The organism is Alkalibacillus salilacus, assembly GCF_030812915.1.
GTDB classification, from domain to species: Bacteria; Bacillota; Bacilli; order Bacillales; family Alkalibacillaceae; genus Alkalibacillus; species Alkalibacillus salilacus.
Map to the genome: position 1 here is coordinate 15618 of NZ_JAUSTQ010000018.1, position 21446 is coordinate 37063.

The 21446-nt window shown below is 33.9% G+C and carries 28 protein-coding genes; 8 read left to right on the forward strand and 20 right to left on the reverse strand.

What is annotated here, in order from left to right; translation table 11 throughout:
* Nucleotides 1-52 precede the first annotated feature (52 nt).
* From J2S77_RS13695 to J2S77_RS13710, 4 genes are all read right to left on the reverse strand, one after another.
* On the reverse strand, nucleotides 53-652 hold the full coding sequence (locus J2S77_RS13695; RefSeq protein ID WP_306978266.1) for a hypothetical protein: 600 nt from the start codon (nucleotides 650-652) through the stop codon (nucleotides 53-55).
* A 996-nt stretch (nucleotides 653-1648) separates the two neighbouring features.
* On the reverse strand, nucleotides 1649-2113 hold the full coding sequence (locus tag J2S77_RS13700) for a hypothetical protein (RefSeq protein ID WP_306978269.1): 465 nt from the start codon (nucleotides 2111-2113) through the stop codon (nucleotides 1649-1651).
* Between the two features lie 110 nt (nucleotides 2114-2223).
* Complete coding sequence (locus J2S77_RS13705; RefSeq protein ID WP_306978272.1) at nucleotides 2224-3015, reverse strand: hypothetical protein; 792 nt, start codon at nucleotides 3013-3015, stop codon at nucleotides 2224-2226.
* A gap of 614 nt (nucleotides 3016-3629) precedes the next feature.
* Entirely contained in the window at nucleotides 3630-4616 is a 987-nt protein-coding gene (locus J2S77_RS13710) for an acrylyl-CoA reductase family protein (RefSeq protein ID WP_306978274.1), read from the reverse strand.
* Nucleotides 4617-4800: 184 nt separating this feature from the next.
* On the opposite strand from J2S77_RS13710, the gene J2S77_RS13715 reads away from it, so the two are divergent.
* Nucleotides 4801-5112 (forward strand): DUF3221 domain-containing protein, encoded by a 312-nt coding sequence (locus tag J2S77_RS13715; RefSeq protein WP_306978275.1) that lies wholly within the window; start codon nucleotides 4801-4803, stop codon nucleotides 5110-5112.
* A gap of 74 nt (nucleotides 5113-5186) precedes the next feature.
* Nucleotides 5187-5918, forward strand: coding sequence for a hypothetical protein (locus tag J2S77_RS13720; protein WP_306978277.1), 732 nt, complete (start codon nucleotides 5187-5189; stop codon nucleotides 5916-5918).
* A 46-nt stretch (nucleotides 5919-5964) separates the two neighbouring features.
* On the opposite strand, the gene J2S77_RS13725 is transcribed toward J2S77_RS13720, so the two are convergent.
* From J2S77_RS13725 to J2S77_RS13735, 3 genes are all read right to left on the reverse strand, one after another.
* The gene (locus J2S77_RS13725) at nucleotides 5965-6306 is read right to left on the reverse strand and encodes a type II toxin-antitoxin system PemK/MazF family toxin (protein WP_306978279.1); all 342 of its coding nucleotides are present in this window, start codon (nucleotides 6304-6306) and stop codon (nucleotides 5965-5967) included.
* Between the two features lie 2 nt (nucleotides 6307-6308).
* Nucleotides 6309-6587 (reverse strand): AbrB/MazE/SpoVT family DNA-binding domain-containing protein, encoded by a 279-nt coding sequence (locus tag J2S77_RS13730; protein ID WP_306978281.1) that lies wholly within the window; start codon nucleotides 6585-6587, stop codon nucleotides 6309-6311.
* 430 nt (nucleotides 6588-7017) lie between these two features.
* Nucleotides 7018-7182 carry a hypothetical protein gene (locus J2S77_RS13735; RefSeq protein ID WP_306978283.1) on the reverse strand — a complete coding sequence of 55 codons (165 nt, stop codon included), beginning with the start codon at nucleotides 7180-7182 and terminating at the stop codon, nucleotides 7018-7020.
* Between the two features lie 368 nt (nucleotides 7183-7550).
* On the opposite strand from J2S77_RS13735, the gene J2S77_RS13740 reads away from it, so the two are divergent.
* On the forward strand, nucleotides 7551-8096 hold the full coding sequence (locus J2S77_RS13740; protein ID WP_306978285.1) for a hypothetical protein: 546 nt from the start codon (nucleotides 7551-7553) through the stop codon (nucleotides 8094-8096).
* 201 nt (nucleotides 8097-8297) lie between these two features.
* Nucleotides 8298-8516, forward strand: a complete 219-nt coding sequence (locus J2S77_RS13745; protein ID WP_306978286.1) for a hypothetical protein — start codon at nucleotides 8298-8300, stop codon at nucleotides 8514-8516.
* Between the two features lie 556 nt (nucleotides 8517-9072).
* Here J2S77_RS13745 and J2S77_RS13750 read toward each other — a convergent pair.
* From J2S77_RS13750 to J2S77_RS13810, 13 genes are all read right to left on the reverse strand, one after another.
* Entirely contained in the window at nucleotides 9073-9318 is a 246-nt protein-coding gene (locus J2S77_RS13750) for a hypothetical protein (protein ID WP_306978288.1), read from the reverse strand.
* A 67-nt stretch (nucleotides 9319-9385) separates the two neighbouring features.
* On the reverse strand, nucleotides 9386-9832 hold the full coding sequence (locus tag J2S77_RS13755; RefSeq protein WP_306978290.1) for a hypothetical protein: 447 nt from the start codon (nucleotides 9830-9832) through the stop codon (nucleotides 9386-9388).
* A gap of 136 nt (nucleotides 9833-9968) precedes the next feature.
* Complete coding sequence (locus J2S77_RS13760) at nucleotides 9969-10238, reverse strand: YesK family protein (protein ID WP_306978292.1); 270 nt, start codon at nucleotides 10236-10238, stop codon at nucleotides 9969-9971.
* Nucleotides 10239-10252: 14 nt separating this feature from the next.
* Entirely contained in the window at nucleotides 10253-11269 is a 1017-nt protein-coding gene (locus J2S77_RS13765) for a S66 family peptidase (RefSeq protein ID WP_306978294.1), read from the reverse strand.
* A gap of 34 nt (nucleotides 11270-11303) precedes the next feature.
* A complete protein-coding gene (locus J2S77_RS13770; RefSeq protein ID WP_306978296.1) occupies nucleotides 11304-11576 on the reverse strand; it encodes a hypothetical protein in 273 nt (90 codons plus the stop codon).
* Between the two features lie 79 nt (nucleotides 11577-11655).
* Nucleotides 11656-12054, reverse strand: a complete 399-nt coding sequence (locus J2S77_RS13775) for a VOC family protein (protein ID WP_306978299.1) — start codon at nucleotides 12052-12054, stop codon at nucleotides 11656-11658.
* Between the two features lie 407 nt (nucleotides 12055-12461).
* On the reverse strand, nucleotides 12462-12917 hold the full coding sequence (locus J2S77_RS13780; RefSeq protein WP_306978301.1) for a VOC family protein: 456 nt from the start codon (nucleotides 12915-12917) through the stop codon (nucleotides 12462-12464).
* A 118-nt stretch (nucleotides 12918-13035) separates the two neighbouring features.
* The gene (locus tag J2S77_RS13785) at nucleotides 13036-13794 is read right to left on the reverse strand and encodes a class I SAM-dependent methyltransferase (RefSeq protein ID WP_306978302.1); all 759 of its coding nucleotides are present in this window, start codon (nucleotides 13792-13794) and stop codon (nucleotides 13036-13038) included.
* Between the two features lie 126 nt (nucleotides 13795-13920).
* Nucleotides 13921-14259: an NIPSNAP family protein gene (locus J2S77_RS13790; protein ID WP_306978303.1), complete on the reverse strand. Its 339-nt coding sequence runs from the start codon at nucleotides 14257-14259 to the stop codon at nucleotides 13921-13923.
* Nucleotides 14260-14395: 136 nt separating this feature from the next.
* Complete coding sequence (locus J2S77_RS13795) at nucleotides 14396-14743, reverse strand: hypothetical protein (RefSeq protein WP_306978304.1); 348 nt, start codon at nucleotides 14741-14743, stop codon at nucleotides 14396-14398.
* Between the two features lie 2 nt (nucleotides 14744-14745).
* Complete coding sequence (locus J2S77_RS13800; protein WP_306978305.1) at nucleotides 14746-16023, reverse strand: S41 family peptidase; 1278 nt, start codon at nucleotides 16021-16023, stop codon at nucleotides 14746-14748.
* Between the two features lie 252 nt (nucleotides 16024-16275).
* On the reverse strand, nucleotides 16276-16782 hold the full coding sequence (locus J2S77_RS13805) for an NUDIX hydrolase (protein WP_306978306.1): 507 nt from the start codon (nucleotides 16780-16782) through the stop codon (nucleotides 16276-16278).
* A gap of 175 nt (nucleotides 16783-16957) precedes the next feature.
* Entirely contained in the window at nucleotides 16958-17224 is a 267-nt protein-coding gene (locus J2S77_RS13810; protein ID WP_306978307.1) for a hypothetical protein, read from the reverse strand.
* A 575-nt stretch (nucleotides 17225-17799) separates the two neighbouring features.
* On the opposite strand from J2S77_RS13810, the gene J2S77_RS13815 reads away from it, so the two are divergent.
* From J2S77_RS13815 to J2S77_RS13830, 4 genes are read left to right on the forward strand one after another with little or no spacing between them, the layout of a single operon-like run.
* Entirely contained in the window at nucleotides 17800-18672 is an 873-nt protein-coding gene (locus J2S77_RS13815) for an ABC transporter ATP-binding protein (RefSeq protein WP_306978311.1), read from the forward strand.
* Nucleotides 18669-19778: an ABC transporter permease gene (locus J2S77_RS13820; protein ID WP_306978308.1), complete on the forward strand. Its 1110-nt coding sequence runs from the start codon at nucleotides 18669-18671 to the stop codon at nucleotides 19776-19778. Before J2S77_RS13815 ends, J2S77_RS13820 begins: the two co-directional genes overlap by 4 nt.
* 25 nt (nucleotides 19779-19803) lie before the next feature.
* Nucleotides 19804-20238 (forward strand): hypothetical protein, encoded by a 435-nt coding sequence (locus J2S77_RS13825; RefSeq protein ID WP_306978309.1) that lies wholly within the window; start codon nucleotides 19804-19806, stop codon nucleotides 20236-20238.
* Complete coding sequence (locus J2S77_RS13830; protein ID WP_306978310.1) at nucleotides 20223-21053, forward strand: ABC transporter permease; 831 nt, start codon at nucleotides 20223-20225, stop codon at nucleotides 21051-21053. Before J2S77_RS13825 ends, J2S77_RS13830 begins: the two co-directional genes overlap by 16 nt.
* Nucleotides 21054-21446 lie beyond the last annotated feature (393 nt).

Consider the following 21446-nt stretch of genomic DNA (forward strand, 5'->3'; position numbering starts at 1 on the left):
TCTAAAGTTTTCCCTCAATTCAACCTCATAAATCAACCTTCCACTTACACCATCACCCTGCACTTACCGAAAACCAATGATCCTCCAATTTATTCACCGCGAGATAATGGCCATTAAAGTCACCCGTCTGTGGTTCTTCATTCGTTGAGGAATAAACAATCCCCGCAAATGAGTCTAGAAATCTACCATCAGACAGAAATAATAACGAAGTACGGTCTTCTTCAATCTCAATATAAATTTCTCCATCAACTGACAGATGTTTATATTGATCCGGCAATTCAATAATAGACGCAACATGTCCCGAATTTGTAGGTGCCAATTCCTCATTTAAAACCATATCAACAACAGCAGCACGTTGTTCCTCAGTCGAGTGATAATCGGCCTCTAACACGACCTGATCAAACGGAATTAGAAAAAACAACATCACGGCAACCCCTTGAATAACCATGTGCTTCCAATCCTTATGAGAGAATAATACGACTAACGCTATGGCAGCCACAATTAAAAATGCACTATAAGCAAACGTTGAGAAGACGAAAAACAGAAATGGACTCAATAGCTCATTCAGTGTCCAATGGAAAAACTTTAACATTAAGATCATCAAGCTACTTCCAATACTAGCAATCAATAGAAACTTTATACGCAAACGCAAATTCAATTGACCTCCTACATTACAATTCTCTATCAGATGTTTAAATGACTGAGCCATTCATATAACAATAAACGAATACATTATTCTATGACGCATTCACGGTACCACAGACATTTAACCACTTGTGTTTCCAATGACATGTCATTCAAAGAATTGTGAGGATTAATACTTGCTTTTTCCTTCGTTTTCTTAAAAAATATAAAAATAGTTATATTTAGCCTAACCCTACTTTCTACTTACCCTTCTATGTAAAAGTCACTAATAAGACTATCTATTACAGCAACTCCATCTAGTCAGCGATCTCACATAACCCTTTAAATAAAACAAACTACTTACGGTTTCGTTAACTGCTGATCCACTTTTGCCACAAACGATGATGAATCAGCTTAAAATATTTAGCTAAACTAATGTGATCCCTATTATTACTCATTTCAGTAATTAGACAAATTACCAGCCCAATAATTAATCCTTTTCCAAATATTCATACATTTACAAATATGATATCATAGTAAAACACATCTATGGTAAAAATTAGGGTAGTAAGTAATTTTTGATCTATTTACACTTATAATAATTAACAGACAAAATGAAGATTCTACAATCATAGTGGGTGAGCTATGCTTTATACTGATATTTTGTGAGGGAATTAGTTCTTAGAAAAGAAATTGCATGTTAGCATTAAATTAATATACTTTATTCAGAAGGTGATCTAATGAAAAATGGCTTATTATACATATTAACTCTACTACTTCTCTCATGCCTCATTTATTTTCTCGTAACGAATTTATTGGCCAATAGTTTCCCTTCCATTACATTTTTGCTCTCGATGTTAGTTAGTCATTTCATAATTGAAAGAAATGAATGGATGATGACATATTTAGCTAAAGCAGGAAAGTGGGCATTACGCCAATAGCTTGTTTATTTAAATTGCATATTCATGAATTTAAACCATCTTTAGTATTACAGTTCATACTAGAATTTATCCTTATAGGATCCTTAATCTTGTAACTCTCCTAATCGTATATTAATTTCCTCTAACTCAGCTATCCAATTCTCAACGTTATTGCGTTCCTCATCCCATGGAATATCCGCTTGTCTCTCCATCAAGCTATGGAATTCTTCAATCTGTTCAGTGGAAGGATCATCTAAGTTCGAGGAAAGCAATCGCTGTTGCGACTTCTTATTCTCTTCGACTAAATCCATGAGTCTCTGATTTGTATGGTCATTATGTCTAACGTCAGGCCACCAAACAGCAGCCGAATTCATTACGCTTATCATGCTATAATTCTCTTCTTCTAATATCCTATTCAAGCCATCCTCTGTTACCATGGCCAAGCTGTTCGCGTTTTCAATAATATCCTGATTAATTTTTTCTTTTTCAGGCTCTTCTCCATCCAACAGAAAATAAATATTAAGCCCAATTGAAGCCGCCAACAGATACATCAAAACCTTCTTATTCAAGAGTCTGTCCCCCCCTACCTTATGTTTTCTTTATTGAGTGTTGACCAATGAAAACAACTCAATACGAATAAACTAATCGGCTATTTCGTGTTTCGATAAAAATATATCAATCAATTCCATGTGAGCTTACGATTAGGAATAGTTATAAAATTGCTTGTAGATTTTTCACCGCCAAAGTCTGGTGTGACTGAGGTCCCTTCCCCAACATTAGAAAAGGAAAGACTCATATTAGGTATGAATACATCATGTGCATAATAAGTTTGAAACTCGGCATCACTTGTATTTTTAATTTGTGATTCATTATTGGCTTCTAAATTAACTATTGTTGTACCTCTAGATTGCATGGCAGAAGAAACTAGGTCATAGCTCCAACCAACACTATGTAAACGAGATTCATATTGTGGGTCTATTTGTGATGTGTCTTTCCAACTACAAGTCATATTTATTCCGTCCTGACAAATATATTGCTCCTCTGAAAAACTCCATGACTGCGCATTCCATCCGTAACTCCATGTAGTTGCAATAATGTCTTCATAACGGTAAAAAGGCATATTCACCCATTCATAATCGCTTATTAATTGTATTCTAGGAACTCCAGAATTTGTTGTGCCCAAATCTACGACCACTAAGTCTAAGGTTACGTCATCTTTTAACGATTGATTCTCTATGCCTTCCTCATCAATTGAACTCTTAAATCCAATGACTGCTTCAGCATCTTCCTCAGTAGCAATCGCCTTTTTTGTGCTTTCATTTAACTTTTCGATTTGATGACTAGTTAACCCTAACTCATTCAGTTTTTCATTCATTTCTGACACTGTCATTTGATTTTGTTCGCTATTAGCATGAATTGTCCCAGTTGATACAAGCAATGTAGTGACTAGTATGACTAAAAATTGTTTCATAATGGATCCTTTCTATTCAATAACAAGACTAATTTTAATCCTAAAATCACTTCTTAATTAACATATTATTCAGATTATAACATGTTAATATTAACCATCAATGGAATGATTATTTATTCTATCATTTAAAACGCATTCCAATTTTTAATCACAACATCTTGAATAAGTAAAAAGATTCCCCTTAGTAATACCTCCTCAATTATTTGAGCTGGAATAAAACCTGTATAACTGGAATAATGCTCTAATATTTTTCGTGACTTAAAAGACAGGTTTAGTTTTACCTCTTCCGCATAGGGATACCTTGGTTTTATCTTCATTTAAACAGCTCATAATTGCATTATAAATGTAATTTGTTTGCTAATTTGTAGCTTTTTTGTCAACATACATTAGCTATCATACGCTTACATTATTATAGGTGAATTGCACCACAAATAAACCTAATATTGAAGCAGGAAACTCTGTGTGACAATAAAAAATGACTATCAAATCAATCTACATTTTGATAGTCATTTTTGCTTACATTTTTAATGTTTGTGATAGGTAACGAACCCGTTACAATTTAAATCGTCTTTTTTAATATTTGTATCTCTTTATTGTGCTTTGATCTAGCCACTTTATAGTTTTACAAGTGTTCTTCCGCGTACTTTTCCTTCTAAAATATTCCCTAATACTTCTGGTAATTCTTGTAATGATATTTCGTTGACCATGTCTTCATTCAAATTTGTTGGTTTTAAATCATCACTCAGACGATTCCAAACTTCTAATCGCTTATTCATTGGACATTCAACAGAATCTATACCAAGCCAATTGATCCCTCTTGAAATAAAAGGAATAACAGTTGTGGAAACTTCTACCCCACCTGTCAAACCACTTGTAGCCACAGATCCTCCATATTTCAATGTACTTAGTATATATTGAAGAGTTTTTCCACCTACTGGATCAATAGCCCCAGCCCATTTTTCTTCACGCATTGGGATTTGTTCAGTATCTACAATTTCATTACGATCAATAATCTGTTTAGCGCCTAATCCTTTTAAATATGCTTCTTCATTAGATTTTCCTGTACTAGCTACAACATCATAGCCCTTGTTAGCTAACATATTGACGGCAATACTACCGACACCACCAGTAGCACCAGCCACCAAAACAGGTCCCTGACTAGGTTCTAATCCATTGTCTTCAAGTCTTTGAACAGATAATGCTGCGGTAAATCCAGCTGTTCCAAGGATCATAGCTTCTCTTGAAGTCAAACCTTCTGGGAGAGGAACAACCCAATCTGCAGGTACACGAGCTACCTCGCTAAATCCGCCAGAATGCCCTGTTCCTAATTTATAGCTAGTTACGATAACTTCATCACCTTTTTTATACCGGGTATCTGTTGAATCAATGATTGTACCAGCTAAATCGATCCCTGGTACTAAAGGATAGGACTCTACAAGCTGACCTTGATAAGCTACTATACCGTCCTTAAAATTTACACTAGAGTAAGCTACACGGATGGTTACTTCTCCTTCTGGTAAATCATCCATACTTAATTGTTTAATATCTAATTCCATTTGATCATTCACTTTATCTAATACTAATGCTTGAAAATTATTCATTTTTGCATCATATCCCTTCTTATTGTTTAATGTAATTACATCTTCATTTGTATATGCAAAGTATTATATGATCTATTGAGTGTCAAATAGTTTGAACTGTTATCACATTCATCTCAAATGGTGGTTTTTGTAATGTACTATCTTTTCAAAAAATCATTCTACTAGATTAGCAAAGGAGAATTTTATGCAGTCTAGAATACTACTAAGTATAATTTCTTTTATGATTTTATTTATTGCTAATGGTTGTTCATCTGATGAGGAAACAAAGTACCTTGAAGGCGTTACTGGAGAAATTGTAGAGATTGATGATGAATCATTTTTAATTCAAGACTACCCAGGTAAGGTTGACTTGAAATATACAAACGAAACAGTTTTTAAAGGGAAAAGCCGTAATGAATTAGACGTAGGTGACCGAGTGAAAACATGGTATGCTAGTGAAGCTCTAGACTCTAATCCTTTGCAAGCAACAGCTTCAAGAATTGAATTTGTTGAATAGACATTGTAATAATGAAGAGAAATATAACTTCAAAGTAAGTCATCATAACCTATGAAGAAAGCGGCGATACCACAATGGTGAACTCCTTTTTAAAAATACTAAGAAAAAACTTAATCACTACCGCCCTAATTGTCATAATCCTTGCTTTAAGTATTTACTCGTACAATATAACAACCGAGAAATCTAACTACGACAATTATACTTCCGAAATCCTATACAATGACACCCTGAAACTCGCTTCAACCATCGCAATTAATGATTATTATTTAAACCGAATAGTAGATGAAGGAGAAATCACACAAGAACAAATCGTTATTTTACAGGAAAACTATCAAGTCATGCACGAGTCTGGGGATACAGTCGTTGATTTGGCTGTTCAATGGTTAGATAGATTAGATAAACAAGAGATGAGTTACAGCTATAATAACAGTCCTTTTCCAACATTTATGGCTTATGAATTCGCCCGCTACATAGAGAATGATTTAAGTGACTCCGCCAAGAGTAATGATGTAAGAGTATTAACCCAAAATGAACATTCCAAACTTGAACTCATGAACGACATTAATAAAGAATGGAAAGAAGCGGTATTTAATCATATTGAAGGATTGGACGCAGATCGTATTGATGAGGAATATCTTAATAACAGAAGTGTCAATTCAGACCAAACCTGGACTGGAATAACGACACCTGAATACCCACACTATTATTTAAATAAAATGGTTAAGACAGATGATTGGTTAGATATGGTTGAAGCCATGCAAAAAGCATCGATTGGTTATGAGCCAGAAGTAGTGAATACGTTTTAACGCGATGACAAAGAAGAGTGATGCAGTGGACTTCATTTTATTATTGTTAATCTTCTAAAGGAAGGATCTTGCGTATGTTACTGATACACTTGTTCACAACATGAGGGTTCGTTTGTTCAATCACTTTAATATTTCTTGCCTTCCAATCTAAACTTTTAACTTGATCAGTTAACACAACTCCTGTTATCGTTTCTTGATCATCTGGAATAGTGACTTCAAACGGATAACCTTTTTGTTGGTTTGTGATTGGACAGACAATAGCAAAACCTGTTTCTTTGTTGAACGATCTTGGTGATAATACAATGGCTGGCCTTTTCCCAGCTTGTTCATGTCCAGATTGTGGATTGAAATTTATATAAATAAGATCACCTTTACTTGGAGGTTCCATGTTTATAATAATTCCTTCCCTTCATTACCAAAATCAATTTCTTCGTGACGATTAGAATTATTAATTTGGCTTAACATATCTTCTAGTGATAAGTCTTTCTCTACAGGCTCTATAACAATACCAGTTTCAGTCGCTCTTATCGTTACATTTGAACCGTTTGTTAAGCCATGTTCGTGTGCAATATCATGAGGTATACGAACCCCTAAACTATTTCCCCACTTTGTGATTGTCTTAGTCACTTTAAAATCCCCTTTGTTTTGGTTTGGTTTGTTCCCTTCCATTTTAACACACCTCCCACAATAAGTATATTCATTGTATATACAATTTATCCTTATAATCGCCTTTTTAAACTCAATTTAGCTAATCTATGCCTTTAAAAAGTAACAACATAACTTATTGATTGTACCTCTATTGTACAAAAGGGATTTATGTATTGAATTTAATCCGAATTCTTAACACACTAATCATAATTTAAAAAATCCACACATATCCAATCACCTAATATCCATTCCAAAGCACAGCAAGTCGAAGGTTATCTTCGACTCAGTATCAAGATGTTCTTCCCTTATATATTGACAATGAGCCGTAGAAACAGTATATTTTAATTAGATAAGAAAATACGTATACAACGTTCTAGACACGCATACACTAAAAAAGCAGGATGCTGCGAACATCCTGCTGAGCAACCGAAACGTCACAAGGTGTAGGTTGTTATCTATCTATGGTGTTTTTATTCTGACTACCTTGCTTGGCAGAGCAAGGTAGTTTTTCTTTACCATCGCCTCTGATGATCATCAAAGGAATAATGGTAATGTGGGCATCAATGTTTATGGTGATTAGCACAAAGACTAATCCCACTAACATATTAACTCCCATAGGTATCCCCCCTTCCTGCGCCTTAGAAAAGCGCATCGAGGTTCAACCCACTACCTTGCTCCGTTTTCGGTTGCCTATCTCTATTATACTAGCTTTAAAGTTACTTTTGAATAAACATATAGATAGAGGTCAAAATGCCTTATTATACTTATTCTTGGGTAAAAAATTCATAGGAGAACTCTTTAATGCGGATAAATTCATGCGCCAATTATAGAGCCTGAAAATTTAAAACGATTATTACGTCTACTGTAGAGGATAGAGAATATCGAGAGCTTTATCCCGCGATGTTTAAGGAATCAACATTGCTAGGCAAAGAATGTAATAATTACATTCGAATCATGTACACCTATAATGGAGGTGTGTTATATATGATCAATATTTTCATAGGACTCTTCTTTGTCTTCTTCAAAACAAATTTGAGTTTTTTAGATGTCGGAGTGACATATTACATAACTAATTTAATCGGATATGTATCGATATATTTTGGGGTACAAGAATTGGGGAAAACAAATCAAAGACTTTTAAAGCTCAAACCCTATGTCATTGTTATGATGGCTCATAGTATTTTCTTTTTCTTGTTAACTATTACTGATCATTCTCCATTAACGATGGGAATGTCAACTCCTCTTGAGACTTTTATAGCCTGGAGTGGGGCTATTTTAATTTTTGCAGGTATGTTTATGATATTTATTATTATTTTCGAGTTGATGGACGGTTTAACTGGTAATCATAAGCTTTTATATAATTTAGTAAGTATAATGATGTTTCTATTTATTTTAGCTTTTATAAGTGCTATCTTAAATTTCAGTTCAATGTTTTCAACTACTATTATGGGTGCCTTATTATTAGTAGAAGTAATATTTTTGATTAGCTATTACTACGTTTTTTTAGCAAGAAATGAAAAACAAACATAACCTTTATTTAGCTTGTGGTTTATTCTTCTTTAACCTTTTCCTCTTAGTTGGACAGTTTCGTTAATGTCATATACATTTGGTTCAAAAATACAAATCAACTATCTTCCGCTGTCCAATGCAGGGGTCTTATACCTGGTTGACACCATCATGATCTCGCTTTATATTGGTTAATAACAAATTTGGAAAAATAAGGAGATGAGTATGATCTGGAAAGGGTTAGCAGGAGTCGTCTTTATAGCTATATTTGCCTTCATTTCATGGAACAGTTCTAAATATTTATCAGATGAATTTATGTACTTCACCTTGGGGGTAATGGTCTTCGGTTTTGGATTCAAATTTCTAAAAGACAATCATCGCTTCTATGGCTACTCCATGATTGGAATTGCTGTGTTTTTTCTAGTTACGACTGTACTTATATGATGTAAAAATGCAATGATTCTAAATGAATCGAGGGCATTATATCATTCTATATTCACTATCTATTTTAAAAAGCTTACATTATACATTGAGTTCCCTAACAACAAGTTTTCATTCATTAGCTAAATTCGATTTAGCATGAACATACACGGTTAAAGTTACAACTAGGAAAAAAGGTAAAGTAAAATAATTAAACGTTGCTTCTAAGGCATTAAAAAAACTAATACTTTCATATACATACCAATAGAATATAAAATAGAAAACAAAGTTAATGAGCATTGTAGTCAAGGGAGTTAACCACCATATCTTACTTTTTAAATAGACTAGGATCCCTGCTAATAATGAAATAGCCGGAAACACTATAAATACTAATATAATGTACATTGTCCTCCACCTTTATTAAAAATTAAATAACGCTTATTTGCTTGATACTGTACCAAATTGGTTATGAGTTTCTACAATCAAATTATACCGTCAATTACCACTGCAATCAGTCTTAAACCAAGCATTATCGTTCGAATGGAATGTTCAAAATTAATTTCATACATTGATAACGCTGTTAAATTATTTCTATCAAAGTCTTTACTCCAATAAAAATAAGCGAACTCAAACACAACAAAACACCCAACACAATTAACAACCGCTTTTCAAGGGCATTGGCAATCAAAATAGTTCCCAAACCGCAAACAAACGTTACCATCACAGTAACTCCAAATCCATAATCAATAAAAACGTAATAATAGGAAGCCAATCCGCCGATATACAAAAGCCAATAGAATATAAGGTAAGCCAATTTGCTATTCATAGGTATACTCCTTTCCCTCTCGCAGCTCAATCATGTTCGTTTCATTTTTAGAAAACAGATTATAGGATCAGTTTTTGTCTAAAATCTCTTTAAATCTAAAATCAGTTAACGGAAAAGGGTTCTCTTCCCAAAAATTAACACTACCTTCTTCCAAAACAGCAAACCGCGCTTTCTCTTCTAAATTAATTTGATAACGATAAACTAGCTTCCCGTCTTGATCAAATAGTTCTAACTGATGGGTATAGTTATTGGATGCCCGATATTCAAAGTAATTCCAATAAGGATTAGATGGCCTTTTAGGAATCTCTTGTGAAATCTGTTCAGCGACTCGTCTTGACTGTGATTTCGTTAGCTCTTTTGAGGCGTCCTCTTCATAATTATAGACTGAACCACTATTTATTTGATTGGTTTCAATATTTGGTATTGGTCTGTACGTGAATAAATACCAAGTACACAAAATTAATAATATTACTGCAATCATGATAAAAACGATTATCCCAAGCTTTTTAATCAATCTAACAAACCGCCTTTTCCAAAACTTTATAAATTTATCACGATTTATTGGAATCTCTTGAGGAATTCTTCTCAACTGCTTTTTTGTTAAGTCTGTTAACGACCCCTCTTCATAATTATAAAAGGAGCCAGAGCCACTATTTACTCTTTATAAAAGCTCCACTTATGGTACCAAGCCCTATCCCAAATAAACAACTAAGCGTGACAACTCCTATTCCAATTCCTGCCCAACCACCAACAACTTCAATACTGTAAATCAGGATCCCAACACAAATTAAACTCAATACAATTGAAATTAACAATAGAATCTTCTTAGTAACCTTACGTGACATAAAAAATATGATTATAGCCACAACAACACTGACCAGCAATATGGGTGTCCATCCTTCTAACATTAAAGCATCCATTACAACCCAACCCTTCAAGATTTAAACGTCTGAACCACTTGCCCTTCCCCATCACGAACATCTATTTCAGCATACGCCCCATTAACAAATGTAATTTGTGGTGGTAGATGGCCACAATCAACATCGTTAATAATCGGAATTTGCAGCTCTTTAGATAGCTCTTGATAAATATCTTCAACCGTATAATTGGTGACAGGGGTATTCGCTCCACTTCGGCCAAACAGGATACCCTGACAATCATCAAACCATCCGGCTAATTTCATCTGTACCAGTGTCCTGCGCAAATCAGTTGTCGATAGCTCACAATTTTCAAAGAACCAAATAACAGATTCTCCAGGAATATGTTGATCTTTAAACCGCTTCACATCTCCGTATGGCGTCCCGATTAAATGTCTGATCGTATCAACGCAACCGCCTAGCAGTCGCCCTTGAACGTTGACATCGTCGTTAGTCGTTGTTTTCCAGTAAGTGTCCTCTGTCAAATTAAATATATGCGGCGTCGGGTTTTCAAAATCCCATTCTTGTTGATATTTTTTCGATGAATGTTGGAGAACAGATTCACCTTTTTTGGTAGATAAAACAGATTCCCACATCGCTGTTGTCTCGTCAGAATACTCCCCTCGTAAATCAACTAAATTTGTACCGTGAGCCGTTGCAATACCTGTGTTTAGCGTTATAGCTAACAATAACAAACTAATATCAGAATAACCTAAGACCCATTTGTTCTGAATACGGTTAAAATCGATATATTCTAGCGTCTCAACAAGCAATTCCCCACCCCACGGCGGAATAATAATATCCACATCGTCATCAAGCATCATCGCATTAAACTCTTCCGCCCGTTTCTTAGCAGGTGCAGACTTTGCCTGATCTTGAGTCCATGGCGTGTCACCTGATTGAATGTTATACCCCTTCTCTTCCATACGTTTGAAAGCTGAGTGAAGCAATCCATGCAATTCATTCGGCACTCCTGAAGATGGTGCCGTCACGTCAATCGTCATACCTTTATCTAAAAATGGATATCGAATCATATGTATGCCTCCGTTTGGATGTTAGCTTTATCGTTTATTTCTTATGCTCTAATTCAAACAACTTATATTTAATACCTCTTAGTTCAGCATCTACATCTCTTATAAATAACCTGAAAATACCGCCTAATAGTACAAAAGAAAAACCAGCACTTCCAAGAGTCCAAGAAATAACTGTATATTGCATTAGCTCTCTTTCTCTTTCAACCATGCCCCCAGAAGGAGGTATTTGTGAAATGAATAAACCTAAAACGATTAAAACAACACCAAGAGCCAAGATTAAATGGCAATACTTTTTTACTTTTTCCATAAATATCTCTCCGTCTTTAAAGAACTTGTAGTTGAGGTCGCTTTGTTAATGAATTAAATAATTGAATGATGATGTTTTTCTATTTCGGTGCAACCAGTTCTACTTTTATTCTATCCGGATCTTCAAAATAAACAGCATAGTGATCATTGCCACCAGCAAAAGGGTGTTTATCCCAATAGAGAATATTGACTTCTTTTTCTAGTAATTTCTTGGTTACTTCATCCACATGTTGGCGCGAAGACGCTTGAAATGCCAGGTGATTAAGTCCAACTCGACATCTATGATATGGAACATCTAAGAATCTATCCTCGGCTTGAACAAAAACAATATAAGTATCATCCAGTTTCCAACTACGACCGTTTTCCCATTCTTGATAAGGAACATAACCTAACCCCTCAAGAAACCATCCCCAAAATTCAATCGTATCTTTTAAATCTGAAACATATATCTCTACATGGTGTAAAATTCCCTTTGGCAACTAAATCCCTCCTAGAATGATCAAATCCAGTTACACTAATGAAAACTATCTACTTTAGATTAATAGGTAAAAACTTCCCCACATGCTTATTGTTATTTAAAAGAATCATGGTAAGAGGAATAATAGCTGCCAGAATGTAAACCGTGACGAAAGTCGAAGTCTCGAAAATAACTATCTCTTCTACAAACGCCATGATTAAAATTAGCGTCCCTAATAGAAAATGTGATAACGCCAATCTTCTCAGATATGAACGTTCATCGCTTACGTACCTCAGATTGTCTTTCACCAAGAATAGCCCTTTATTAAATAAATACAAAAATCCTAAGGTAATCATATAAGTGCCTATAATTAATTGAGCGAACAAAAGTCTCATCCTCATTTCTTCGATACCAAGAATATGATCTAGACTATTTATTACTAAGCCAATCCTCATACGACATCATGTCAAAATCAATATCCTTATCAATACTCAGCGGCGTGATCAATTCTAATGAATTACCATCAGGATCATTAAAGTAAAGAGCAGCATGAGTTTGTGGGTTATTTGGTAGAACAATGGGTTGTTGCTCTGGCTCGAAACCAAAAGCTTTGCGCAACGTTGCACCACGTTCTTCCAACCAATCTTTAGCCTTTAACAGATCATCCAGTTCTACATGAAAGGCAATATGTCTAAGAGATGGGTGATAAGGTGTTTTGACTTGAGGTGATTCCCATAAACCAAGCCAGCTCTTACCCTTTTCAATCCAAAAAAATGTGACCGCTTCTCCTTGATGAGCTAATTCCAACTCTAAATTTTGATAAAACTCAATTGATTTAGCTATATCACTTACAGGTAAATGTGCTTCATAAATTCCTTTGATCATATGTAGACCTCCGTTATGTTTGATAGATGCGAAAGTTTTAATCTAACATTCTATAACCATTTTCCAACGACAACCTCACTCCATAATGGTGGTATTAACTAACAGCATTTCTTCAGGTTTATTTTTTAGCCAAACAATATATATTAGCAAAGTCGTTTACAATAGATTTATCTGGATTCTTGCTTACATCGTACCTCATTTTATCTAAACCTTCTTCGTATTCTTTATCACTTATTAACGTTAATACTGAAATATCTCTGTTCTCAGCATAATTTAAGTAGTCACTAACCAGTATTTCATCCATCCTGTAATCCATTTTCATATTCACTTGAAAACCTCTTGTTGTAAGTTCATTAAAAATAATTTCCTTGCTCCAAAACCTTTTCAAGTCTTCATAATAAGCAGTAGGAAAGTAATGATAAACCCACCAATTAGGCATATCGCGAATGGCTATATTATGTAATTTATAAATACCACCTTTATTTGTCACACGGTATATTTCATTTAATGCTCGTTCCTTATCTCTATAATGGTGAAACGAATAGTTATTAGAAATAAAATCAAATGTATTAGGTGCATATGGCATACCTTCAACATTTCCATGAACCAACTTTACGTTATTCACTTTTTCTTGTGCTTTCTTTAGCATTTCTTCAGATAAATCCAACCCATTCCACTTAATATTAAATCCAGAAAAGTAATTCACCTGTTTTTCAAGATAAAGACCTGTACCACAAGATAAATCCAATACATGATATTCCGATTTACGAGTGTGATCAACGTACTCTTTTAAATCATAATCAAAACTAATTTCACTTACTCTATATTGGTTATGATCGTAATTCTCTGCTATTTCAGAGTAATTAGTGGTTTTCATTATATTGATCCTCCATTTCGCAACGACCTTTTTCACTTATATAACTAAAGAGAAATAATCAAAAGAAATTATGTATATCTAATTACATTATTATAAATTATAAAAAATTGCCTTATATATTCCCATTCAATTCACAGTCGACTCCAGCGCTTCATTTTTAGCTTCCAAAATATACTCGCTAAGTACAAATTCTCTACCACCATGTTGCTCATACCAGTCATTCACACGCTTGGCATGTTCACGATCACTTCTCACTTTATCTTCTATTGCCAGATACTCGTCATAACTATCATATTCCCAAATCGCAAATACTTCGACCGTGTCATCTTCATTCGCTTTCATCCAGCGCCCTACTAACCGAGCACCATGTTTCAATTGATTGGGCAAGTTGGTTCGTTTAAAATGATCGTTAAACGTTTCTACAAAACTACTTTTAACAACATATGACTTCCTTCGATAAAACAAGCCCGCTCACACTCCTCATGCTAAGTCAATTAGCCTCAGATTAATTATTATGGATGTATCAAAAACACTAACAGGTTACTTTTAAATATTATGATATGGGAAATAACGTCAATTTTTGTTTAAACTGATCAATTGATTAGTCCTCTATTTTATCCCAATCAACTTCACCTTCAGGGTCTTCTTCTGGTAAGTCGTATTCCTCAATAAATTTTTCCCGATTCTCTCTCCAAAAACTAATGTCTTCTTCTTGGTTTTCAGTCCAAAGCTCTATCGGAACAGTAATCACATAGTCTCCGTCTTCATCATAAACATCCATTGTATCTTTTTCCGTTTCTTTTCTATTACTGGTTTTCTGAAACTTTCGAGCTTCTTGAACAACTTTTGACCGATTATCGTCACTTACAAATGTGTCTTCTAGTGTGAAGTATCCTATAATAGCAACCAACCCACAGCCCAAAACTAAATAAGCAAAAGATTTTTTCATCTCTAAATCCTTCCTCTAAAAATACTTAAGGCTTTCTCCATATCAACATCCTTATTGATATGCTCTGGTGTCCAAGGAATGTAGACATCAGGTTTTATACCAGGATTATTTAAAGCACCTCGACGCTCTAGTGATTTTAACCTAGAAGTTGGATAACCTAATCCGAATTTATCGTGCCACTTCTGGATCGTTAAATCGGAATAATCATTAACTCCCTTTGTTGGCCTTCCTACTACCGTGACTTTTGGTGATTGCTTACATAAATAAACAAAAATATCACCCGCACTGCCACAGTAGCTGTCCGTTAGCACAACGACATTTTCCGGAAATTCTAGGCCTTTGATATCCATTTCATTTTCTTCTTCATCGTCATCAAAAGAAATAAAACCTTTCCCCTTATTATTCACCCAAGTTTCATCTCTGTATCGTTCCAGCCCATTACGATACTCTTCATGGTCTATGTTTTCTAAAGTCTGGTTTATGATATCAATCATTAATTCTGTATTACGTTCCGTACAATTAAACTCATTTTCATAATCACTAAAGTGAACTTGAGTCGATCCCGCTGGAAAGAGATATTTTTCTAAACCTTCATAGGCAAGTGAACTGCCACCATAATTAGTTCGTACATCAACAATCAGGTTCTTAGTCGACATAAGAGAGTTTTGGTGTTTGTCTATTAGTTGATCGATTACTTCAGCGTCAAAAAAATCAGTTAGTGTCATGAGTAAAGTTTCTGAATCAATTCTCGTTATCGTATGTTTTGGTGTGTAATCTGCTTTTTCATACTGATTTAATTGAATTGACTTATGCTTTCCTTCAGGTGTGAGCACATCCGCAACATTATGTTTTTGAATGATTCTTCTCCAATCTTCTCGTTCTGCCTCTGTTTCCATTAGCTCACGCTGATAATTAACTGCTAATTCTTTCACAGGGGTGTGATCAAGCGAAACAATTGCATCACCTCGATTGAGCTTTTCCTTTTTCAAAACAGATGTAACAAACAATTTATCTCCGAACCTTCGAACTTTGAATCCATTATCGATTGATTTTTGCCCATTAGCTTTAATGACATTAAAGAACATATGAGGATCTTGAAAGTCTAATAAATAATCTTCAACGATTTCCGCAAATAAATGGTCATCTAACTCTCCCTTTTGGTCGAGTTCATTTATCTTTTGTTTGAACATTTGAGGATTGTCCCAACTCCTTTTGTCCTTACAACCTGCATAATCGTGATGCATGATTTCAATTACGTCCTGAAAAATTACTGAATACATGACAATCACCCTATCTAGTAATCTGTGTTCACAACTTCTTAAATTAATTTCAGCTATTCTATTCGTTGTATGTACTTAACAACTATGAATCTCCCTAATTCATATTCATCATGAACAAACTCCATAGAATGAGGACTAATATTAAAAATTATGAGCTATCACTTCAATGAGTCTCTTCTTCCCAGATTAAGTGTTCTATCGTAAATTAATCATTGTTCTACAACTAATGCCCCGATTTAAGCGAACAATAAATTATTTAGAAACAAATCCTTTTATCAATGATTGAAGTATTGCAAAACTAATTTCTGAGTCATTAATAATGTTCTCGTCAATTTTTTTAAGGCACTCTTCAACATTTATTTTATAAACCTCAATCGTTTCATGAGCTTCAAGTTGTTGATTAAACTGTTCTTCAAATTCGTCTGTATAAAACACATGTGTAATTTCATTAGTTCTCCAAGGGGCTACTAGTAATTCGCCAAGGTAATGTATTTTGTCGCACTTAAAGCCAGTCTCTTCCAAAAACTCTCTTTTAGCTGCTTCTTCAAGACTTTCACCTTGTTCAACTCCACCGCCAGGTAATTGAACAATAAATGAGCCAAATGGTTTTCGCCACTGTTTAATAAATACAAAATCATCATCTTTCCTTGCAAGAATGACAACAGATTCATTCCCCGTTATAGAAAAGTATGTACGCCCATGTTTATCTTTGATTATCTTAGTTCCATTTTCATCTAAAATAACTTTGCTATGATCCATATTAACCCCCCTAGAAAGACTCCACTCCTTCTATGACAACAAATTTGTTTGGATAAACAATCTCCGAATTCTTTTGATGAACATTCGACTTTCTAAGTTTCATTTCCTAGTAAATAATGCAAGCGTGTCGATGCTCCGGAAATTTATAGAGTTAAGGCTTCACATATCAGTCTGTTCACTCCAACCCATATAAATCAATCGCAACCACTGTTAGAACGGCTAAGAAACCTACACGGAAGAATATTTTTTCTTTAGTAGAAACGCCTATCTTATTATCCGCAAATTGAACGTAGATACAAAGACATATGTAGCCAAACATAGTCAGAGCATATCCGGCTGTATCCTGTAAGATTGATAAGTGTCTCAATATCGCTAAACCTATAAGTAAAAGACCAAAATAACCAATGACCAAATGAATGTATTTTTTCTGTCGCTCATCCATCCCAAATCCCTCACAATCATTTCCCTTAAAACCCCGTTATTTAGCCTTCGATTACAGAAATACACAAGACTGTATTGTATATTTCTAAATGATAGTAAAATAACTTCTAAAGCAGATTTCTTAACAATTAGAACTATATCTTCCTAATATAAGATTCTCCGTCAAGGGGATTTTTTCCATAAAATGAATTTAACAAAAAATTCCCAAAATAACAATTGAAAATAGCGCCTTTGTTTACTCATACCTTCTCAAAACTTTAATTACATACTTTCACTAATGGTATACACACTTGCTTAAAACTGCTCAAAGACTGGCAGTAAGATTACCACTTCAGTCAAAGTATTACAACGTTACTCATATAGTCATCGAGAACAAAATTTTAATAAATAAGACTGAAACCCAAGTAATCCTCATAAAAGTTGCTATACAATATTTCACTTTTAGAAGAAACGCATAATTAATAGTATATTATGAATTTTTTGACAAATATATGGAATTAGTGTATAAAAAGAGCAATGAAGTAGGTTATATAATGAGAGGCATTACTAAAAGGTGTGGTTTTATTGATTACCAATGTGAAAAGATTGTTCAAAAGTTATAAGGGTCGGCAAATCTTGAACGATATACATATTTCAATAGATGAGCCTCAGATAATTGCTTTGGTTGGGCCGAATGGTTCTGGGAAGACGACATTACTTGATTGTATGACGGGTTTAGTTCGGCCAGATCAAGGATCGATTGAATTACTTGGTAAAGACCCATCAGACCCAACTTTATATTATGATGTGTCTTATCTTCAGGATAACCGTGTATTATATGAAGATTTAACTGGTTATGAGCATTTGTACTTTATATGTCGTATGCAAAAACAACCTCTATCGCAAGTGCAACAAGTTATTGATAAGCTTGATATTGCAACCTATATGGATAAAAAAGTGAAAAATTATTCGTTAGGGATGAAACAACATCTACTATTAGCAATCGCAATCATTAATAATCCAAAACTACTAATATTAGACGAGCCTTTAAACGGGATGGACCCTTCAAATTCTATTAATGTCAGGAATCTATTGCTGGATTTATACGAGAACGGAACAACTATTATCTTGTCATCGCATAATTTAGATGAAATCGATCGGTTAACGAACGATATATTTTTCTTGAAAGATGGTGAACTACTAAAAGAATCTATTGAAGATTTAGCAGCAGAATATTACTTCATATCGGTACAGGATATGAGTAAAGCCAAGGAAGCTTTAAATTCATTTCACCATCAAACCATGACGTTCGAACAAGACAGTATTCAAGTAAAATCAAATGACGTTGATCTTCACTCAGTATTGCAGAGGTTAGTCGAGTTTGAAGTGAATATATTAGATATTAAGAAAAGGAAAACTGGAGCGAAAATACGTTATCAAGAATTGTATGGTGGTGTTTCTTTACCATGACACTACTTAAATTTGAATTGAGAAAAAATATACCTAAACAAAAGCTCTATATACTAATTCTAATATTAATTTGTCTATCGACTTTCTTTTTTGTTAGAAATTTATCATTACAAACGATGATTATTAACGAAGAAGAAACAGAGATTGAATCAACATTACAATCTACTTATCAAATTATAAGCGGTCATCGCAATCAACTCCAAATTACCTCAGATAATGACCAGGAACGTGAGCTGTTGGAAGTTAGCATAGAAATTAAAGATAGGTTATTGGATTTCCGTAGCGCTCATCGCCAAGATGACTGGAGAGCGACATTAGAGTCTGAAAACAAATTTTATGAAATTGTTAAAGACTACGAAGCACAAGGTGGGCATTTTCCGATTTCAGACGAAGAACTAACTGAATCATACGCTATGAATGAAGAATTGTTAGATCGTGATATACCCAAAGAACATGATTCATATAGCATTGCTACACCTAATTACATGATGCAAGTGTTTAATTGGCTTTCTACATATGGGATTTTCATTCTTTTATTAGTTTTTCTAGGAAGCATCTTAACAAGAGAGTATGAAAACAGATCCGCACGATTATTGTTTACTCAGCCTATTAAACGTATTAATTTAATTATTTCAAAAATGGCTGTTAGTTTCTTTGTTTTTCTAATATCAATTGTAGGTATCTTATTATTTACATTTGTGATTAGTACATTTTTCGGTGAAGAGGGTAGCTTTAACTATCCAATTCTGATTCACACAAGTGATGGAATAGCATTTATTAGCATTATATCGTATTTAACTAAAAGTTTATTGTTAGTCACTGTCGCTTTTATATTATTTTTCTCATATTACTTCTTATTAAGCTTATTGTTTAAAAATACTGTTATGGCGATGCTTGCATTACTTATTTCGATTATTTTGGTTAATCTAATAAACGATATTTTATTAGATTATATAAGCGGGTGGTTCAACCCATTTATGAATTTATTTGTACACGAAGCAATCGTTAACCAGTCAACATTCTTATGGTATGAGGGGATTTTTGCAGCTATTCTCCTTTCTTCAATCTTAATTTGGTTGTCTAAGTTGTTGATTAAAAGACAGTAAGCTCTGTGATTGGATTGATTATAATATGAATTTATTGATGTTCGAATTAAGGAAAATAGTTAGAACGAATTTGTTCAAAATGGTGCTACTAAGCATAACAGTCCTCTTGATTTCCTACTTCATAGTTGTTTATTTGAATGCTCAAAATGTAATAGAACAACAGAACATATCAGATCAAAATACCATTAGTTCCAATGAAGAAAGAATAAATGAATTAGAAGCTTTGATTGAAAATGGACAATTGAATGAAGAAGAGGAAAAGCGATTTGAACAAGAAATCACTTTGTTAGAAGAAGCTGTTAACAAAGCTGAAATGCGATTAAGTGGATTTGAAAACGATGACTGGGAACAGGTACTTAGTACGTTTATTGAAAATGACCAGAAACTCATTGAACAAGAAAAACAGTTGAACGGTAACACTCAATTAATCGAAGCTTGTTCACATTGGAAAGTAATTTAGAAAGAAATAAATTAATTCTCGAAAAGGAAGTAAAGCCGATTTTTCCAACAGGATTCTCTACAACTGTTTATGACCAATTCGATAGTGAAAGGTCTCAAGAAGCAGCTGAAATGAAGGCAGAGAAGTTTTCAGCCAGTGCGTTATACTTCCAAAAAAAGTTATCCGACATGGCATTTAATGCATTAGGTGTGTTGTTTTTAATTCTTATAGTAGTTGATATTACAACTAAAGAAGGCTTTCGCAAAGATGGGCCTATCAATCTCCTTTACACACAACCAATTAATCAACTGAGTTTGTTTTTAAATAAATTTATGGCTGGTGTCATAATCATTTTAATCACTTTAAGTAGTGTTATGATCATCTCAACAGCACTTGGGTTTATCTTTGATCGATTTGGTGATTGGAATTTTCCGATCCTAAGGTATGAAGAAGGTGAATTATATAGCTTTATCAATTTAGGCACATATTTAGTACAAGCACTTACCTTATTTGTATGTATTTTGATTTTTAGTTTTACTATTTATTTTCTAATGTCGCTCATGACAAACCATTTATTAGTAGGATTAATGTGCACGCTTGTTATTTATTTATTAGGAAGCGGGATGACAGAGATAGCTTTCTTTGCAGATTATGCACAATGGAATCCATTTAGTTATTATTCAGTAGCTTCAATTGTCACTCAGGAACAAGCAGCTATCAGTGGAAATTGGGAATTAACTTTTAGACATGGGACTTTAACATTGTCATTAAGTTCTCTAGTTATTTTGACAATAATGCTGGCATTCTTACAGTTTAAAAAGAAAATATCCTTATAATTAACAGTATACTGTAAACATAATGTTTAATCGGACTTTTAATCAATTAAAAAACAAATACTTATCGTATGACAACTATGTTATAGAGGCGGCATTATAGCTAATTAAGGGTATGCTTAAAACAAGAAATACAATACAAAGAACAATACTATTGTCCAGATAAAAGCAATATGTACCGTTTTTTCATTTCGTTGATTGAATCTATGATTTTTGTGTTCGATTGAAAATATAAATAAGAAAATTAATAACAGGAAATAAATCATAAATACATATAAAAGAAAACGCCATTGCTCGACCCATGAACTATACCCCAGTTAGTGGACTTAATAAAAAAAGTCCCTAGCTGGGGTTTGTTATGTTATGGACATCCCCCCCTGTTATAATGGAATGAAT

Bases quoted from the DNA above. Each gene is read 5' to 3' on its own strand.
- J2S77_RS13795 (WP_306978304.1), bottom strand. From the start codon at position 14,743: ATGAAAAAATCTTTTGCTTATTTAGTTTTGGGCTGTGGGTTGGTTGCT.
- J2S77_RS13740 (WP_306978285.1), top strand. From the start codon at position 7,551: ATGATCAATATTTTCATAGGACTCTTCTTTGTCTTCTTCAAAACAAAT.
- J2S77_RS13705 (WP_306978272.1), bottom strand. From the start codon at position 3,015: ATGAAACAATTTTTAGTCATACTAGTCACTACATTGCTTGTATCAACT.
- J2S77_RS13765 (WP_306978294.1), bottom strand. From the start codon at position 11,269: ATGATTCGATATCCATTTTTAGATAAAGGTATGACGATTGACGTGACG.
- J2S77_RS13785 (WP_306978302.1), bottom strand. From the start codon at position 13,794: ATGAAAACCACTAATTACTCTGAAATAGCAGAGAATTACGATCATAAC.
- J2S77_RS13825 (WP_306978309.1), top strand. From the start codon at position 19,804: ATGAATTTATTGATGTTCGAATTAAGGAAAATAGTTAGAACGAATTTG.
- J2S77_RS13780 (WP_306978301.1), bottom strand. From the start codon at position 12,917: ATGATCAAAGGAATTTATGAAGCACATTTACCTGTAAGTGATATAGCT.
- J2S77_RS13805 (WP_306978306.1), bottom strand. From the start codon at position 16,782: ATGGATCATAGCAAAGTTATTTTAGATGAAAATGGAACTAAGATAATC.
- J2S77_RS13715 (WP_306978275.1), top strand. From the start codon at position 4,801: ATGCAGTCTAGAATACTACTAAGTATAATTTCTTTTATGATTTTATTT.
- J2S77_RS13730 (WP_306978281.1), bottom strand. From the start codon at position 6,587: ATGGAAGGGAACAAACCAAACCAAAACAAAGGGGATTTTAAAGTGACT.
- J2S77_RS13770 (WP_306978296.1), bottom strand. From the start codon at position 11,576: ATGGAAAAAGTAAAAAAGTATTGCCATTTAATCTTGGCTCTTGGTGTT.
- J2S77_RS13710 (WP_306978274.1), bottom strand. From the start codon at position 4,616: ATGAATAATTTTCAAGCATTAGTATTAGATAAAGTGAATGATCAAATG.
- J2S77_RS13735 (WP_306978283.1), bottom strand. From the start codon at position 7,182: ATGGGAGTTAATATGTTAGTGGGATTAGTCTTTGTGCTAATCACCATA.
- J2S77_RS13760 (WP_306978292.1), bottom strand. From the start codon at position 10,238: ATGGATGCTTTAATGTTAGAAGGATGGACACCCATATTGCTGGTCAGT.
- J2S77_RS13720 (WP_306978277.1), top strand. From the start codon at position 5,187: ATGGTGAACTCCTTTTTAAAAATACTAAGAAAAAACTTAATCACTACC.
- J2S77_RS13820 (WP_306978308.1), top strand. From the start codon at position 18,669: ATGACACTACTTAAATTTGAATTGAGAAAAAATATACCTAAACAAAAG.
- J2S77_RS13800 (WP_306978305.1), bottom strand. From the start codon at position 16,023: ATGTATTCAGTAATTTTTCAGGACGTAATTGAAATCATGCATCACGAT.
- J2S77_RS13725 (WP_306978279.1), bottom strand. From the start codon at position 6,306: ATGGAACCTCCAAGTAAAGGTGATCTTATTTATATAAATTTCAATCCA.
- J2S77_RS13750 (WP_306978288.1), bottom strand. From the start codon at position 9,318: ATGAATAGCAAATTGGCTTACCTTATATTCTATTGGCTTTTGTATATC.
- J2S77_RS13810 (WP_306978307.1), bottom strand. From the start codon at position 17,224: ATGGATGAGCGACAGAAAAAATACATTCATTTGGTCATTGGTTATTTT.
- J2S77_RS13745 (WP_306978286.1), top strand. From the start codon at position 8,298: ATGATCTGGAAAGGGTTAGCAGGAGTCGTCTTTATAGCTATATTTGCC.